The 14,966-nt window shown below is 41.0% G+C and carries 15 protein-coding genes; 7 read left to right on the top strand and 8 right to left on the bottom strand.

Translation table 11 applies throughout. The annotated features are described in order from the left end of the window. Positions 1 to 250: 250 nt before the first annotated feature. From CWC04_RS03370 to CWC04_RS03360, 3 genes are read right to left on the bottom strand one after another with little or no spacing between them, the layout of a single operon-like run. Positions 251 to 700 carry a flavodoxin gene (locus CWC04_RS03370; RefSeq protein WP_024033689.1) on the bottom strand — a complete coding sequence of 150 codons (450 nt, stop codon included), beginning with the start codon at positions 698 to 700 and terminating at the stop codon, positions 251 to 253. Beyond that, positions 700 to 1,464 carry a tRNA pseudouridine(65) synthase TruC gene (gene truC, locus CWC04_RS03365; RefSeq protein WP_138684604.1) on the bottom strand — a complete coding sequence of 255 codons (765 nt, stop codon included), beginning with the start codon at positions 1,462 to 1,464 and terminating at the stop codon, positions 700 to 702. Before truC ends, CWC04_RS03370 begins: the two co-directional genes overlap by 1 nt. After that, positions 1,457 to 1,777 (bottom strand): YqcC family protein, encoded by a 321-nt coding sequence (locus CWC04_RS03360; RefSeq protein ID WP_138684603.1) that lies wholly within the window; start codon positions 1,775 to 1,777, stop codon positions 1,457 to 1,459. The genes truC and CWC04_RS03360 overlap by 8 nt, the downstream gene beginning before the upstream one ends. Positions 1,778 to 1,882: 105 nt before the next feature. Here CWC04_RS03360 and CWC04_RS03355 point away from each other — a divergent pair, with 105 nt between their 5' ends. Both CWC04_RS03355 and CWC04_RS03350 read left to right on the top strand, forming a co-directional pair. Then, the gene (locus CWC04_RS03355) at positions 1,883 to 2,911 is read left to right on the top strand and encodes a DUF3549 family protein (protein ID WP_004585973.1); all 1,029 of its coding nucleotides are present in this window, start codon (positions 1,883 to 1,885) and stop codon (positions 2,909 to 2,911) included. Next, positions 2,911 to 3,210 (top strand): DUF3301 domain-containing protein, encoded by a 300-nt coding sequence (locus CWC04_RS03350; protein WP_138684602.1) that lies wholly within the window; start codon positions 2,911 to 2,913, stop codon positions 3,208 to 3,210. The genes CWC04_RS03355 and CWC04_RS03350 overlap by 1 nt, the downstream gene beginning before the upstream one ends. A 741-nt stretch (positions 3,211 to 3,951) precedes the next feature. Here the strand turns inward: CWC04_RS03350 and CWC04_RS03345 are convergent. Further along, entirely contained in the window at positions 3,952 to 4,596 is a 645-nt protein-coding gene (locus CWC04_RS03345; protein ID WP_024033694.1) for a GNAT family N-acetyltransferase, read from the bottom strand. A gap of 211 nt (positions 4,597 to 4,807) precedes the next feature. Here CWC04_RS03345 and CWC04_RS03340 point away from each other — a divergent pair, with 211 nt between their 5' ends. The 3 genes from CWC04_RS03340 (at position 4,808) to CWC04_RS03330 (ending at position 6,368) form a co-directional block, all read left to right on the top strand. Further along, on the top strand, positions 4,808 to 5,047 hold the full coding sequence (locus tag CWC04_RS03340; protein WP_004585970.1) for a DUF2789 domain-containing protein: 240 nt from the start codon (positions 4,808 to 4,810) through the stop codon (positions 5,045 to 5,047). Between the two features lie 270 nt (positions 5,048 to 5,317). Next, positions 5,318 to 5,581 carry a hypothetical protein gene (locus CWC04_RS03335; protein WP_004585969.1) on the top strand — a complete coding sequence of 88 codons (264 nt, stop codon included), beginning with the start codon at positions 5,318 to 5,320 and terminating at the stop codon, positions 5,579 to 5,581. A 13-nt stretch (positions 5,582 to 5,594) separates the two neighbouring features. Continuing rightward, positions 5,595 to 6,368 (top strand): Zn-ribbon-containing protein, encoded by a 774-nt coding sequence (locus CWC04_RS03330; protein ID WP_138684601.1) that lies wholly within the window; start codon positions 5,595 to 5,597, stop codon positions 6,366 to 6,368. A gap of 225 nt (positions 6,369 to 6,593) precedes the next feature. Here the strand turns inward: CWC04_RS03330 and syd are convergent, their stop codons facing one another. Continuing rightward, entirely contained in the window at positions 6,594 to 7,133 is a 540-nt protein-coding gene (gene syd / locus CWC04_RS03325; protein WP_138684600.1) for a SecY-interacting protein, read from the bottom strand. Positions 7,134 to 7,192: 59 nt separating this feature from the next. On the opposite strand from syd, the gene queF reads away from it, so the two are divergent. After that, positions 7,193 to 8,038 carry an NADPH-dependent 7-cyano-7-deazaguanine reductase QueF gene (gene queF, locus CWC04_RS03320; protein WP_054982267.1) on the top strand — a complete coding sequence of 282 codons (846 nt, stop codon included), beginning with the start codon at positions 7,193 to 7,195 and terminating at the stop codon, positions 8,036 to 8,038. A 65-nt stretch (positions 8,039 to 8,103) separates the two neighbouring features. Here queF and CWC04_RS03315 read toward each other — a convergent pair whose 3' ends face one another. From CWC04_RS03315 to CWC04_RS03305, 3 genes are read right to left on the bottom strand one after another with little or no spacing between them, the layout of a single operon-like run. Next, positions 8,104 to 8,985 (bottom strand): peptidylprolyl isomerase, encoded by an 882-nt coding sequence (locus tag CWC04_RS03315; RefSeq protein WP_138684599.1) that lies wholly within the window; start codon positions 8,983 to 8,985, stop codon positions 8,104 to 8,106. A 20-nt stretch (positions 8,986 to 9,005) separates the two neighbouring features. Continuing rightward, positions 9,006 to 12,680, bottom strand: a complete 3,675-nt coding sequence (gene tamB / locus CWC04_RS03310; protein WP_138684598.1) for an autotransporter assembly complex protein TamB — start codon at positions 12,678 to 12,680, stop codon at positions 9,006 to 9,008. Continuing rightward, positions 12,680 to 14,383: an autotransporter assembly complex protein TamA gene (locus CWC04_RS03305; RefSeq protein WP_425607976.1), complete on the bottom strand. Its 1,704-nt coding sequence runs from the start codon at positions 14,381 to 14,383 to the stop codon at positions 12,680 to 12,682. The genes tamB and CWC04_RS03305 overlap by 1 nt, the downstream gene beginning before the upstream one ends. A 237-nt stretch (positions 14,384 to 14,620) precedes the next feature. On the opposite strand from CWC04_RS03305, the gene CWC04_RS03300 reads away from it, so the two are divergent. Continuing rightward, positions 14,621 to 14,956 (top strand): ribonuclease E inhibitor RraB, encoded by a 336-nt coding sequence (locus CWC04_RS03300; protein WP_024033700.1) that lies wholly within the window; start codon positions 14,621 to 14,623, stop codon positions 14,954 to 14,956. Positions 14,957 to 14,966 lie beyond the last annotated feature (10 nt).

The following is a 14,966-nucleotide window of genomic DNA, read 5'->3' as shown; positions in this document are numbered from 1 at the left end:
GAGCGCATGCGCTCCTTTTTTTGTACATATAAGCAGTTAATACCAATTCGCTTAATTAAATGCTCTATTTTGAGGCCGGAAAAACGTGTTAATAGCTAGGCAATAAATTCGCTATTTAGTTGTTCTCGGCAATTGCTTCTGCATGGCTCTGCCTTCTGCATCCATGCGGTCGTAAATGAGCATTTTTTAACGAAGGTAGCGACACATTTAACCCCGCAAAATGATTAAGTATTATTGCGCATTAGTGTTACTAAGCTGGTAATTTTTCAAGCCATGCTTTTAACCACGGCTCTGCTACAGGCCATGGCTCAAAGTCTTCGCAGGCATCTATTTCTAAACGGTTTCCTACCGGCTTAGCTTGCAAGTCACGTAGTAGCTCATCAAAGCTGCGCCCTGCACCGCAAAACGTATCGCCGTAGCATCTATCGCCCATGGCTATAACACCAAATGGCTTATCAGTTAACATCGGAAATGTGCTGTTCATAGCAAAGTAGAGCCCTGCTAAATTGCTAGGTACATCGCCTTGCCCTGTGGTAGAGGTAACAACTAATATATGTGAGGCGTTTTTAATATCATCAAGTGAGGCCTCACTAATAACGCTCGCAGTGTGCCCCGCTTTTTCAATTGTATTTGCAACATCATAGCTTAAACGTTCTGCACCGCCGTTAACGCTGCCTACAAAAATACTAATATGTGCCATTAATAATCCTTTTCTTGCTGTGGCCAACCTAGTTGCTTACATATACTAAGCATGTCTTCACCTAGTGGCGCTTTAATTACGATGGGTTTATGCGTGTAAGGGTGCACAAAACTAAGCTGCGTTGCAAATAGCATTAACCGCCGCAGTGCAAAATGCTCCCTAAAAAATTGATTATGCTGGTTATCACCATGATTTACATCACCAATAATAGGTATTGATAAATGATTAAGGTGGCGCCTAATTTGATGCTTTCGCCCTGTTTTTGGAAAACACTCTACGAGCGAGTAACGCACCGTGGGGTATTTACCAATAGGAATTGGTAGCGTGGCTTGATGCAGACAATTAAATTGCGTTTGCGCCGCTTGTGGCGCTTTATTTTGCGTGGCAAATTTGTCGGCTATTTTATCAAGCTCTTCTTTTAACGGTTTATCTAAAAACACCGATTCAGGCGCAAAACCACGTACAAGCGCTAAATAACGTTTTGTAATAGTGCCTTCAATAAATAGCTTGTTCATGTCTCGGGCAGATTCTGAACTTAAAGCAAATAGCAGCACACCTGATGTTGGTCTATCTAGCCTATGCACCGGAAATACATGTTGCCCTAATTGGTCGCGCAGCATCTGCATTGCAAACTGAGTTTCGTGTTTATCTAAAAAAGAGCGATGAACCAATAAGCCTGCGGGCTTATCTATGGCAACAAAGTATTCGTCTTGGTAGAGAATATTAAGCTCGCCGTACTCTATAGGCTCTACCTTTTCAGTCATTGGGCTTACCTAAAAAAGCATCAAGTTCACTAAGTAGCGTTATAATTTCGCCGCTGCCCGTTTTACCCACTAACGCCATTTCTGCCATAGGCGCAATGGCAAAATTTTGCGGCAATGGTTGGTTAAGCGTTATTAATTGCTGCATTTTTTCAATAAATACAAACTGTAACCATTGCTCAAATGCCATAGTATCGTGACAAAAAGGCACTTGAGATTGTAATTTATGCGTCTCTATTGGCGTGCTTTGCCACAGCTTATGTTTTTTTAAAAGTGTGCTTAATTGGTTTAAATAAGCCTGCGTTTGCTGATACATAACCACTCTTCTTTTTACGTTATAGGGCAATTATACCCTGTTCCCTCAATGCCTGCTATGGCGTATAATTGAGGCAATTTTGCAGTAAAAACAATTGAGATAACGATGAGCGAACACATAGCGACACTTGGCCAACTTTTAGATGGCGCCGGTACACAATGGCGTGCTTTTGATATTGGTAGGCATATTACTAAGCTTGATAAAAAACAGTTTTTAGCTATTGAGCAAGCGCAAGTTCCTTATCCTTATCCGCTTGCGGGGCATGCATGGCTGGCTATTCAATTTTGGGATAGCAAAGCAAGTAAAGAACCTTATGTATGGTTTTTGAAGTTTCCACTTGATGAGCAAAGTAAATTAGTGAGCGCGAGCCGCGATCATTTCGCTAATATGGTAATTGAAGCCCTAGGCAGCGAGATTACCGGCGAGCAAGCCGATGGTAAGCTAGATAATAACCCTTATGTGTTTACCCCTAATGCAAATAAATTAGCGGCTTTTAACGCCCAACTTAAAGTATTGTTAAAGCAACCAGCCTCTAAATATTACGAGCACACGCAGCTATACTTTAGTGGCACTTTAGGTTTTGATGATTGGCAAAGCGTTGCGCTACAAGGGATTGCCGATTTTGCACTGCGCCTAAATAACGACAACAACTTAGCAAACTTGCAAAAAGCTTGGCCGCATTTACCACTAGAGGTATTGCAGCCTTTGAGCGCCATGCTTGAACATGTAGAAATACCGCCATCACTCAGTGAGCTTTTAGTCGCCTATGGCCACACTGCCATTGAAAATAACGATACAATTGCACTAACTGCCGCACTGCGCTCACTTTCAAAAGGCCAAGCGCAAGGGCTGTGTACACAACTAGTAGATGCTGCATTAAGCTCATCTGTTGGCACTGATTCAGATGTACTTTTAACGATTGCAGGGCGATGCTTTTCTCAACTAGAAGAGCCTGAGCGCTTACATATTTTTATGGATAATTGTGCGCACCACCAGCAAATTGCCGAGCTATTTCCCAGTATCTTTGCTGATTTAGTTGCAATACCCACTATACGCCCACACTTACTAGGCTTATTACGTAAAGAAAATCGCAGCGAAACGCTCGCTCGCGCAATTGGAAGGTTGTTCTCTTAATGGCTACTTTGTGGACGTTTATCGCTATTGGCACTGTAATTTACTTATTTTGGCTAAATCGAAAAGTAGCAGAAGCTGCTAACAGTCATGCCGCGCGCCAAGCTGAGCAATTACAGGTTCAGTTAATGAGCGTAGCGTGCACAAAACGCCGCTTTGGCATTTTAAAAAATAGCAAACCTGGGATCAAAAGCGAATTTATGTTTGAGTTTTCAAGTGATGGCGAAAATGCCTATCAAGGTATTTTAATTATGGAAAATGAAATGCTAAAAAGCGTTGTTGTGCCGCCACACAAAATTTAACTCTAATCGTTAAAACCGGTGGGGTTAAAGTGAAACCACTAAAATAAGTTAATAAATAAAACTAAGGCGTAACAAAAGTTACGCCCCACTCTTACAGCATCCTGCTTGTTATCCTTGACCCAAAATCCGTATTATCATCCCCTGAACGAGTAAACAACCCTATTTACCCTCAACATTGCGTCCTGCAAAATCCATAACCATCCTGGCTAACCCACGTAAACTAACGCTTGGCTACTTGCTGTAGCATCATCCTTGGTCATCCTTTTAAGTAGCTCCTGCCACTTTAAATGCATCCTGCATTTTCCACTTGCCGCCTTGGCCATCCTGCGTAAACTAACGCTCCTGCTACTTCCTGTAGCCTCATCCGTAAATATCCTTAAGTAGTTCCAACTACTAAGCGCTTCATGCACTTCCTAGTTCGTCCTTGCGCCCTTTTTAACTTGTCCTTTATGCTTCCTGCTAGCATCTGCTATGTTGCCTATTCCGTATCCTTGGCAGTAGCTTAGTCATTAAGCTATGTCGTCTTGACAAGTTAAATACTACGCGAGTTTGGGTTTCATCCTACTAGGTAGACAAAATTAATTTTTCGTAATATATATGAAAAAATACAAAACCCTATATCAAACAAAAACTTACCATTTTAAAGCTGCATTTATGAACGAACGTAACTGATAATGCGCACGTCAATGTAAGATATATCTTACGGGCATATGTCCGTAATGGCGCTTATCGCTTACAGACTTACTTTGCATATGGTTTAAAAAGAAGCTCTCCGGATACTTTATTAAAGGCAAGTGCTTTATAAGTGCTAAATCCTTCTGATTTAAAAAACGTATTATGCTCTTGGCGTGTAACAAAAACGGCAAGCCCTTTAGCCCCTGTATTTTTAGTTGCTAAATCATCTAAGCCTCGTAACAGGTAGCGCCCAAGCCCGTGGCCTTGCACGTGCGGGTCTACCGCAATAAACGCTAAATAGTAGTAATCGCCAATCTCATTAAGCGCAGTGCGTATTGTTTGCTCTTTTTCTATGAGTTGGTTGGTTTGCAAATACCCTGCGCTCAGCATTAACTTTAAGCGCCAATGCCAATAACGCTCTGGTTGTAATTGGCTGCTTGACTCAAATACACACGCCACCGCTTTTAATTTATCATCGCGGTACAAGCCTATTAATGGCAGTTTTTCTTGCCAAAAAGCACTGAGCTCTTCGCGTATCACTGAGCGTAATTTTTTCTCGTAGGCAGCCATATTATGTTGATCATAACCTAATAAATTTTGAAGTAGCGGATCATCATGATAGGCCTGATAGATTAAACTCCCTGCAGTGCTTATATCTTCAGGGGCAAGGTATTGTACGCTTAATGTGTGCTCATTAGAGGTGACTGTCATTGTGTATCCTTTTTGCTTTACTACCCTCAACGTTGCCAAACTATTTACCGTATATAAAGTAATTGGTAATTGTATGGCGAAAATGTTTATCTATACTGCAAGTTAACTATATACCTAAAGCAAAAATACCGTCAATTCAGCGAGAGTTTAACTAGCAAAGCCTATAGTCTGGCTCTAAGCTTGGTTTAATTTAATCAGATGGAGTAATAATATGGATACGACAAAACACGATATGAAAACGTTGTTTGCACAATTGGGTTTACCTAGCTCAGAACAACAGATTGACGATTTTATTGCTTCTCACTCACTAGAAGACACAACGCTTTTACAACAAGCTCCTTTTTGGGATGAATCACAGCAGCATTTTTTAGCAGAATCGCTAGCAGAAGATGGCGCGTGGAGCGAAGTAATTGATGAACTTGATGTGAGGCTTCGCCAAGAAGGTAAGTAATACTAGTTTGCTTAATTATGCGACCTATTTTGAGGTTCGATAAACGTGTTTATAGCTAAGCAAGAACTCACTATTTGCTTGTTCTAAATGAAAAATTTTTAACACAGGTAGCGACACGTTTAGCCCCGCAAAATGATTAAGTATTATTGCGAATTGGTATAATCCCCCCTCTGCTTATACCAAGGCTTTATGCGCCTTGGTATTGTTGCTACTATAGCACCCGCGCAGCAAACACTTGCTGCGCTTATATATTAAAGAGTTACAAATCTAATGAATGCAGTTGTATTTGATGCAATTAAAGTCCTTCTTGATGAAGGCAAAACCCCTACTGTTGCCCTAACTAAAAGCCGTTTAGCACAACCTGTGCCTATGCCGGTTATTATTGCCGCAGTAAGCCAATATAAAAATAACCCTGATTCAATTCATAATTTAATGAAAAACCCTGAGCAGAGCATCGTTGAGCCTAAAACATCTCAACTCGATCGCATTGAGAAAAAACTCGATAGGTTGCTAGCCCTGTTAGAGCAAAAATAATTTGAGACTATAAATGTTCGTTGTTGATTTAACGTTTGACTGCTACCAAGACACCACCCTAGAGCACGCTGAGCAAGCCATTAACCGATTAGTTAATGCACTGCGTTTTAACGGCCAAATTATGGGTGAAGAATTCCCAACTGTACTAAAAGATGGCTATTTTATTACCCGTGTAATGTGCCCAACCGAAGACGCCATGCACCCATTAAATAATAGCCCTTTTGTAAAACACAGTATTGAGAAGCTGCACAGTGCAGGTTTACTTGCTCCTAAAATAAAAGTTATTGGCCAAGACATTCACTCAAACGGTGCCGATACTTGTAAATCGCCTTCAAGCTATATTTTATACACAACCTATGTGCATACCTGTAGCCCACTGTATTGTGGTGATGACTTTTTACCCGTGCCATTATTTACTATTCCGGCCATTGCAAATGGGGATTATAAAACACTCTTAAAATGGCAAGAAGATTGGCAAGCCTGCGATCAAATACAAATTAACGGCGCTACTCGGTGTGAATTTCCAGCGCTTGAAGAAATATCAAGCACACAAAGTGACTTATATCGCCGCGGTAAAGACATTGCTAAACGTATCCGCTTTTTAACTCAAAAACCGGTTTATTATTATTTATACCGTGTAGGCGGTGTAGATAAAGCCTCAGAACTTGAGCGTAAATGCCCTAGCTGCAATAGTGAGTGGAAATTGCCAGAGCCGTGGTTTGGGTTATTTGATTTTAGGTGTGAGCCATGTGGGTTAGTATCTAATGTTTCGTGGGATTTTCAGTAACTAAAAGCCTGCACTTTGCAAAATAAAGTTACACACCTTATAAAAAATCAGCTTAATGCATGCACTAAGCTGATTTTTTAATGCTCAATTAAATTAAGTAAAGGCCGCGAGTAAGGCTACAATATCGTTACTTTTTTCTGTAATAACTAAGCAACCTTTAACGCGTCTTGCACAGGGGTTATCCTGCACAAAAATTAACGATTACTGCACATTAGTTTAATTAATCTAAACCTCAAGCGCTTTTAAAAAAGATTCTATATTGGGTGCAAGTACATGATGCGGCTTTTTACCTACGTACTCTAAACATACCTCACCGGTATTTACCTGCACGGTAACCAGTAAGTCATCTTGCTCAGTTAAACCAATGAATAGGGTTTCTGGCTGTTTTAATTTTCGTTTCATTAATACATGACCGGTAATATTTTGTTGCAGCAGCTCAAAATCATCTTTATTCCAAGCTTGTAATAACTCCACACGGTGACCATCTATGCTGGCTAAAATGCTACCGCCATACATGTGCCCATAAAACTCATCAACCCCTGCTGGGAAGCTCAGCTCAAGCGCGCTAGCTAAATCTGATAATGAACCTGCGGGGGTTTGCAAAGCACTTTTCCATTGAATATTGCCTTGTGCGTCTACCTCGCCAAACTCGCAAGGGCTAGGCCATTGTTCATCGTGCGCCATAAGCGGATATTTAGCGGTGTTTTTAACGGTTTTTTCACAAAATTGCGTGTGAAGTTGGGCCATTTGCATTGCAACAGACATACTGCGAAACTCATTTAAATTAGATATAATGTCCCTATTGTAACTATTTAAGAGCAAACATGACAGATTACAGCAATTCTCCAGACCTTAAAGGTAGTGTGTTAGGACAATCTACTGAATATGTAGATGTATATTCGCCTAGCTTGCTTTTTCCTATTGCCCGCAAGTTAAATCGTGATGCTTTAAATATTGACGAAGCCGAGTTACCCTTTAAAGGCCAAGATATTTGGACAGGTTATGAGCTTTCGTGGTTAAACGCTAAAGGTAAACCGCAGGTTGCCGTGGCGCTGTTTACTTTTGCGTGCCAAAGCAGCCATATTATTGAGTCTAAGTCGTTTAAACTTTACTTAAATAGCTTTAATCAAACCCGCTTTGAAAGTACTGAGGTGGTAAGACAGCATTTAATTGAAGACTTATCAAATGCGGTAAATAGCGATGTAGCGGTAACGTTATACGCACCTGATGACTATAACTGCTTACCTTGCACGCCATTACCTGGGCAATGTATTGACGATTTAGATATTGAAATAGATAACTACGATATTGACGCCTACTCACTTAAATCAAAAAGTGACACCCTGGTTACTGAGACCCTGCATAGCCATTTGCTTAAATCTAACTGCTTAATTACCTCGCAACCAGATTGGGCCAGTATAATTATTCGTTACACTGGTGAGCAAATATGCCATGAGGCACTCTTGCGTTATTTAATTTCATTTAGAACCCACAATGAGTTTCATGAGCAATGTGTAGAGCGTATTTATAGTGATTTGACCACGCAGTTAAACATTAAAGAGCTTGAAGTCTATGCGCGTTATACACGCCGCGGTGGGCTGGATATAAATCCTTATCGTTCAACGCACTATAACGATACGCCTTTTGCGGTAAAAATTAATCGCCAGTAATACCAATCGACTTAAATATCACCATAAAAAAGGAGCTTAAGCTCCTTTTTTATACCCGTTATAAGCTAGTCAATGCGCTTAGTCGGAATAGGCATTGCGCACACATCAACATAATTATGGGCGTATACAAACCAAGGTTCGGTACGATTTTTTCGCGCCTCAATCAATTCTCTAAATGATTGCGAGTCTGTTTTCATAACATTAAAGGTACTTTTATCACGCTTAATATCGGCTAACACCTCAATGTTTGTAATTGGGTTAAATGGCGTATTAGCAACAGGCTTACGCTGTAAACGATTAAAGTGCTGCATACCTTCAAGCACTCTTCCAAATACGGTAATATTTTTATCAAGGTAGCGCGGACCTTGGCCAATGGTGACAAAAAATTCAGTGCTTGCACTGTTTATCTCATTGCCACGCGCCATGGCAAACACACCGTGGCAATGTACCTGCCAAGTTTGTGTATTAGAGGCGTTTTGTGCGACAGCAAAACCGTTTAAAAACCCCGTTACAGGCGCGTAACCATCGCCTTGTAGCTCTGTAATTTTAAGCGGCTGTGCGGTGCTATGGTAAAACTCTGCAGGCACAGTTTTATTAGCCGTTTTAATTGCTTTATTGCCTGAGCTGTCGCCACCTTGTGCTACAAACCCTTCAACAAAACGATAAACACGGGTATTTTTATAAAAGCCTTCTCGTGCAAGTTGTTTTATGTGCGCAGTATGTTTAGCTGCAAGCTGTGGGTTAAGCTCAACATAAGCCGCCCCTGTAGGCAGCGTAATTTTTAAAACATTTTGCCTATCTACATTTCGCCATTCGTGCGCTTTAGCGTGCTTTATTACCTCGCTTGCGCTACGGATTGGGGTTTGTTGAGTGCCCGCGTGTTGCTTTGTGTATTGGGCGCAGCCAGTTAATCCTGTTATTAGTGCTGCTAAATATAATCCTTTCATATAACCCTTATACTGCCTATTTAGTCCCAATCAAACTTATAGAGTAAATCAACATTTTGATTTAAACCACTGGTGATCTCTACATAAAATTGCGAAAGCAGCTGATAGCGAATAGCGACCTCACTGAGCGAGTCAAATACCCCTACGCTGTATTTAACTTGTAAGCTAGGCGCTACATATCCCGATATTTCAAGCTTAGTGCTATCGCCAGAGCCCGTTGAACTTAAGCTTACATCAGATAAACCAATGGTTTCGCCAACTTTAGATACAACGCCTTCACTGCGGCTCACCCCTTGTGAGAGCAATAACTGAGTAAGCATGGCATCGCTTGAACTGTCGCCCTCGCCTAGCGGCTGCCCATTGAGTAAATAGGCCAGTGCTTGTGCTTGATCCATTGCCGGCTCAGAAAATACTTTTAAGGTAGGTTGCTCAACGTTACCAGTAAGCGTAACACCTGCCACAACATCGTTTGCTGTGGTGTCTGGATTACGGATGGCTTTAATATTTAAAAACGGTTGCTCAATCGAGCCACTAAACCCTATTTGCCCAGTACTAATAATTAAATCTTGGCCAAAAGCTAAATACGTACCATCGATTAAATTTAGCTCGCCGGTGGCAATTATAGGGGCGCCCTGGCTCATTTTGATGGCTAAATCGCCCGCTATTTTCGACTCAAGACCAAACGATTCTATTTTTACATCGTTTTTAACAATCACTTTTAAATTTACATCGTAATCAAACGGCACGTTTTCTGCCGTTTCAGTTTGTTGATCAACAATAATCTCATCGTCGCTCACTTGAACGGCGCCCTCTGGCAGCTCTTCAATCATTACCCTGCCATAAGGCACAATCACTTCGCCAGACAGCTTTAATGCATTATTTGCAAGTCCAATAGTTAAATCAGGCGATACTTTAAACGTAACGCCTTGCTGCGCACGTACAAAAAACTGCTCGCCGTTAACGCTTACATTTACTTCAGGCTGGGCGCCTTGCCAATCTACGTCGCCGGTTAGGTTGATTTTACCGCCTTGGGTGTCGTTTAAATTACCTTTAATTGTGGCGGTGGTTTTATCAAATAAAATATTTACATTAGATTTTTGCAATACCACCGGCAACTGCTCACCTTCTAAATTGATATCACTTACATTTAGCTCACCATTTAATAGTGGGTCTTGCAAAGTGCCGGCAACTGCCACGTTACCTGTTATATCGCCTTTTAATTGCTCAAGGGTTTCGAGAAATGGATGTAAGTCTGATAGCAATATTTTATCTATATTAAGGTGACCGTTTAATGTTTGCTGATTTTGAATATCATCAATATTAATTTTGGTGGCTATTTTACCTAGCACACTTGAGCGTAAATCGGCTTCTAGTTTACCCGTTTGAGAGTCAGTGTAGGCACTGACTTTTAGCGTTTCGATGGGTAATCTAAACCGGTCTTCCTCTGAGGTAAGAACAGCAACAAGGTCATGGGCATTTAAATTAGCGCGAAGTGTTTTTAATGCGCCCTCGTTCCAATTTGCAGCAAAGTCGCCGCTTATATCTCCACGCGTACGCATGTTATCTGGTAAAAAGTGTTTAAGCTCTTCAAGCGCTAAATTGCTCAACGTAGCATTAAATTGACCTAAGTTTTTAGTTTGCGCAAGGGTATTAATACATAGCTCACTTTTGTTTGAGCGCCAGCAATGTGCACTCACATCAAAATCGCTGGTTTGGGTATTAAACATCACCGCAATTTTTTTACTATTACTAAAGCTGAGCTTTTTGTCACTTAGCGTTATATTACTGAGCGAGCCATTCCACACGTCATTATTGAGCTTACCGGTTACTTCAAGCTCAGCAGCGCCTTGCTCTGCATCTATGGCGGCCACCAGCTGATGATCAGTTTTATCGCCAGTGGCAGTTAGCTCAACACTATTAATTACCTGATCAGCAACCATTGCTGAGCCTACGTTTAAGCTCACATCGGTTTGCCAATCTGCGGCTGTATCGAGCTGACCGTTAAGGGCGAGTTTGTTAACGTTTATGTCGTTATACATAAAGTTATCGAGTAATAACGATAAATCAACGGCGGGGGTTAAACGGGGCCCTCTAACTTTTAAATCGGCCTTACCGTTTGCAACGAATGGCAGATTAGTTTGCTCATTTCCTGTCAGTGTTACTTTTCCGTCAACCTGCCAGGTGTCGTCAACCTGCCCGCTCAAGGTTAATTTATTGGCACCGCTACTTAAATACAGGCTGTCTATGTTGGCTTTTAGCGTATTGTTAAGTGTAAAGTTTGAGGCAAATTCAAGCGGTGTTTGGTTCAGTGTACCTGCAAGTTGTGTATTATCCATTTGCAAGTGCCAGTTTTGCCCTTCGCTGTTAAAGCGCCCTTCTAGCTGGCCAGAAATATTACTTGTAAGCGCATCTGTTAAGTATTGTGCTTTTAAGCTATTTAACGAACCGGTGAAATCGGCTTGTATGCCCTTTTGCCAATTAACATTACCTTTAAATATTGCACTACTGTCGTTTGCTTTTAGGCTTAAGGTACTTAACTGCGCTTGGCTAAGCGAGCCGTTTAATTGCGTGTTTAATACTACAGCTGGATAGGCACCTAATTGGCTATGCGCTTTTAAACTTAGTGTGTAATCATCCGCATTACCCGAAGCTGATAAATCAACATTATTTACTTTTAGCTCGTTACTTTGAGCGTCAATCAACCATTGCTCAACTTTACCAGTAAGTTCAAACGGATAATTTTTTTGTTTTAAATTAGCCATTGCCGTTAAATTTAATGGGTACTGACCAGTCGTTTGTAAATTTATATTTAAATCAGATAGATCACCACTTAACGCTAAATTCGCTTGGTGCAAGTCGCTGTTTAGCGCTACTTTCGCGTTTAATGGTAAGTTACCTGCAAGCTCACTAGTTAACTCTGTATTTAATTGCCATTGTTGATACTGCGCGCTAAGCGTTTGTACGTTAACTTTTTCATCTTCTACATTTAATACAAGCACTATATTTTCGATTGTGTGAGTTTGCTCACCTTGCTCAATATCCACCTTTTTAACGTCAAACTGCTCTACCCGTAAATTAAGGGGCGATGTAAATTCTATATCTGGTAACGCAGGTAGCGCTTGGCCTTGATTAGCCGTTGCTTGATTAGATGAGGCGGGTTGCTCTTTAAGCTTTACCAATACATCGCTAATAGTTAGGCTTTTTAGTGCTAAGGTTGCATCTTCAGCTTTCGCTGCAAGGGTAAAGTTATTTACGGTTACATCAGCACTTGGATGATTTAATACAAATTCGTTTATTGCTACATTTTTAACGGCAATATTAAAGGGAAACGTAATTTTAGCTAATGGCTCTGAGGTGCTCTGTTGTGTGGCTTCGGGTGCATTGCCAAGGGCTAGTTTGATTGACCGCGCGCTTACATTTTCAATACATAGGCCATCGCACTGCCACCAAAATAAATCTATTTTAAGCTGCTGCGCTTTAAAATCTGTACTTTGGTTTTTAAAACTCACATTAAACGGGTTGTTATATAAAAAGCGCCCTTTTTTAATCTCAATATGTAAGCCGTCCACCATTTTATTGGCACTATAAGCAATAAATTGATTACCGGGCGCAGTAAATAACAAGCAAAATATAATAACGGCAAGCGTGATTAAAACGCCGATGACGGCGGCGGATATTTTTTTAAATACTGACATTAAATTTCTGGCCCTATGGTAATGCTTAAACGTGTGCTTTTACTTTCTTTAGTAAGCCCCCATGCATGGTCTACTTTTACGGGGCCAATGGGTGTTAAATAACGAAAGCCAAAGCCTGCGCCCACTTCAAAGTCGTCCGAAAAATCATTTGTGGCGGTACCGCCATCAACAAATAAAGCGGCGCGCCAATTTTGTGCAAATTGGTAATTGTATTCAATAGTACTGGTTAGTAAGTATTTACCACCAATTAAATCACCGTCTTCATCTTCAGGTGAAATAGACTGATAAGCAAAGCCACGTACACTTTGGTCACCACCGGCATAAAAGCGCAGCGAGTAAGGGACGTTTTCAATATTATCGACCAGCATGGCGCCCACGTTTGCTTTTAAAAAAACTAAGTGTTTATCTAAATAGGTTCGCAGCCACGCATGCTGCAGCTGCACCCGCACTAAGTTTGTGGTTGAAAGTACATCATCTAAACCAAACTCGGCCGAAATTAGCCACTGCTCACCCCAATAAGGCGTTGTGCCTCCTTTTGACTTTTTGCGGGCATAGCTAATACCGGGCATAAGCATTTCGGTGCTTTCTTCTGGTTCATCACCAATGCGGTATGTTTCTTGGTCACGACGTAAAAAGGCCGTGCGTACCCATTTATCTTCAGTTAACCATTGGCGTTGCAGTTGACCGGTCAGTATTTCACTGTATATGTCATCGGCAAGTTCATCTTCTAACTTGTAACCCACTGATAAACGCCATAAATCGTCGTTAGGGTCATCTACCGGAATGGTGTATGCCATAGAAATATCTTGCTGTTTCTCAGCTACATTTAAATTGCTTTCCAGATAATGCCCATCTTCTGTGATCCAGGGTTTACTCCATTTAAAACGCACTTTCGGGCCCAGCTCGGTATTAAAGCCACCGCCTACTTCGTAGCTATTAGCAGGTTTGTGTAGCACATCAATATTTATAGGCACTTGTCCGTTGGCTCTGGCTGGTATATCGGCATAAATACGCACGCTTGCAAAATACGGTGTGCTTGAGAGCTCAAGGTTATAATCGGCAATTTGTGTGGCTTTATAAGCTTGCCCTTGGGTAAAAGGTGCAAGTGAACGAATGTATTTTTCTGCGGGGGTTTCGCTGGCAATGATTATATTGCCATACGTGTAGCGCACGCCGGTATCTATATTAAATGTAATAACGGCACTGTTTTTTTGCACTGATACCGCAAGCTTTCGGGCTGGCCATTTAGCATCAAAATAGCCTAGCTCTAATAGCATTGACTCTATTTTTTTATGAGCTGAGTCGTACCTGCCATGATTAAGAATATCGCCCTGGGTTAAATTTAAGTTTTTAATAACGTTTTGTAATTGCGAGTCGTTTTTACCCTCACCATTAAGCGTTATATTGATAGCTTCTATGCGCGTTGCAGGGCCGCGCTCTACTTTAACGATAAGCTCTTTGTCGTCTTTATCAAACTCAATGTCTACCGTTGGGTTGTAATACCCCAGCGCTTTAATACTGCTTTGCACTTGCTTTTTAGCATAGCGGCGCAAGGTTCTGGTGGGTTTTTCGCCAACCAGTTGTTTTAAATATAGCTCAACGTTACTTTCTAACTCGCCACTAATCCCTTTAATTTCGTAATCTTCAATTACCCTTTGCTCAGCGCTGGCTTGAGTGCTTATAAAAAAAGCTAAAAAAAACACAAAACGTAATAACTGTTTGAACAAGTAAATATCCTTACTTTTTATTCTTTAAAATTTAACCACCAATGAGTTACATACTACCATAGCCATAATGAGCAACACATTAACTTAATGGTAATCTTGCACCAAATTTCACTCCCCTTTAATGCCTATAAAGTCAAAATTAATACGCTTTAAAGCAATATTTTGGTTACAATAGTGGCTACGAATACAAAATTAATTTTAAATGAGTTTTTAATGCAATTCCCTGATGATGATAACGGCCAACTTTTAGCCGAAATAGCCGCTGCTGGCGTTGATTTAAGCAAAATGCACCAAATCGATTTTTTCATTTTATTTGAACAACAAGCTGATGCTGAAAAATTTGCCAAAGAAATAATCTCTGATGCATTAGTACAAAGCGCAAACGTTGAAAAATGTAAAGACACTGGCGTGTGGGAAGTGATTACTCATGTACAAATGGTGCCAGAGCACACATTGCTTGGCCAAGCAGAGCAATACCTTGAAAGTATTGCTAACAGTTACAATGGCTATGGCGATGGCTGGGGTTTAATGGACGAAGACGCCGCTTAACAAAAATCAG

It is taken from the genome of Pseudoalteromonas sp. S2893, assembly GCF_005887105.1.
GTDB classification, from domain to species: domain Bacteria; phylum Pseudomonadota; class Gammaproteobacteria; order Enterobacterales; family Alteromonadaceae; genus Pseudoalteromonas; species Pseudoalteromonas atlantica.
The sequence above is the reverse complement of the archived record's forward strand: the minus strand, read 5'-3'. Positions and strand labels throughout refer to the sequence as shown.

Bases quoted from the DNA above. Each gene is read 5' to 3' on its own strand.
- CWC04_RS03370 (WP_024033689.1), bottom strand. From the start codon at position 700: ATGGCACATATTAGTATTTTTGTAGGCAGCGTTAACGGCGGTGCAGAA.
- truC (WP_138684604.1), bottom strand. From the start codon at position 1,464: ATGACTGAAAAGGTAGAGCCTATAGAGTACGGCGAGCTTAATATTCTC.
- CWC04_RS03360 (WP_138684603.1), bottom strand. From the start codon at position 1,777: ATGTATCAGCAAACGCAGGCTTATTTAAACCAATTAAGCACACTTTTA.
- CWC04_RS03355 (WP_004585973.1), top strand. From the start codon at position 1,883: ATGAGCGAACACATAGCGACACTTGGCCAACTTTTAGATGGCGCCGGT.
- CWC04_RS03350 (WP_138684602.1), top strand. From the start codon at position 2,911: ATGGCTACTTTGTGGACGTTTATCGCTATTGGCACTGTAATTTACTTA.
- CWC04_RS03345 (WP_024033694.1), bottom strand. From the start codon at position 4,596: ATGACAGTCACCTCTAATGAGCACACATTAAGCGTACAATACCTTGCC.
- CWC04_RS03340 (WP_004585970.1), top strand. From the start codon at position 4,808: ATGGATACGACAAAACACGATATGAAAACGTTGTTTGCACAATTGGGT.
- CWC04_RS03335 (WP_004585969.1), top strand. From the start codon at position 5,318: ATGAATGCAGTTGTATTTGATGCAATTAAAGTCCTTCTTGATGAAGGC.
- CWC04_RS03330 (WP_138684601.1), top strand. From the start codon at position 5,595: ATGTTCGTTGTTGATTTAACGTTTGACTGCTACCAAGACACCACCCTA.
- syd (WP_138684600.1), bottom strand. From the start codon at position 7,133: ATGTCTGTTGCAATGCAAATGGCCCAACTTCACACGCAATTTTGTGAA.
- queF (WP_054982267.1), top strand. From the start codon at position 7,193: ATGACAGATTACAGCAATTCTCCAGACCTTAAAGGTAGTGTGTTAGGA.
- CWC04_RS03315 (WP_138684599.1), bottom strand. From the start codon at position 8,985: ATGAAAGGATTATATTTAGCAGCACTAATAACAGGATTAACTGGCTGC.
- tamB (WP_138684598.1), bottom strand. From the start codon at position 12,680: ATGTCAGTATTTAAAAAAATATCCGCCGCCGTCATCGGCGTTTTAATC.
- CWC04_RS03300 (WP_024033700.1), top strand. From the start codon at position 14,621: ATGCAATTCCCTGATGATGATAACGGCCAACTTTTAGCCGAAATAGCC.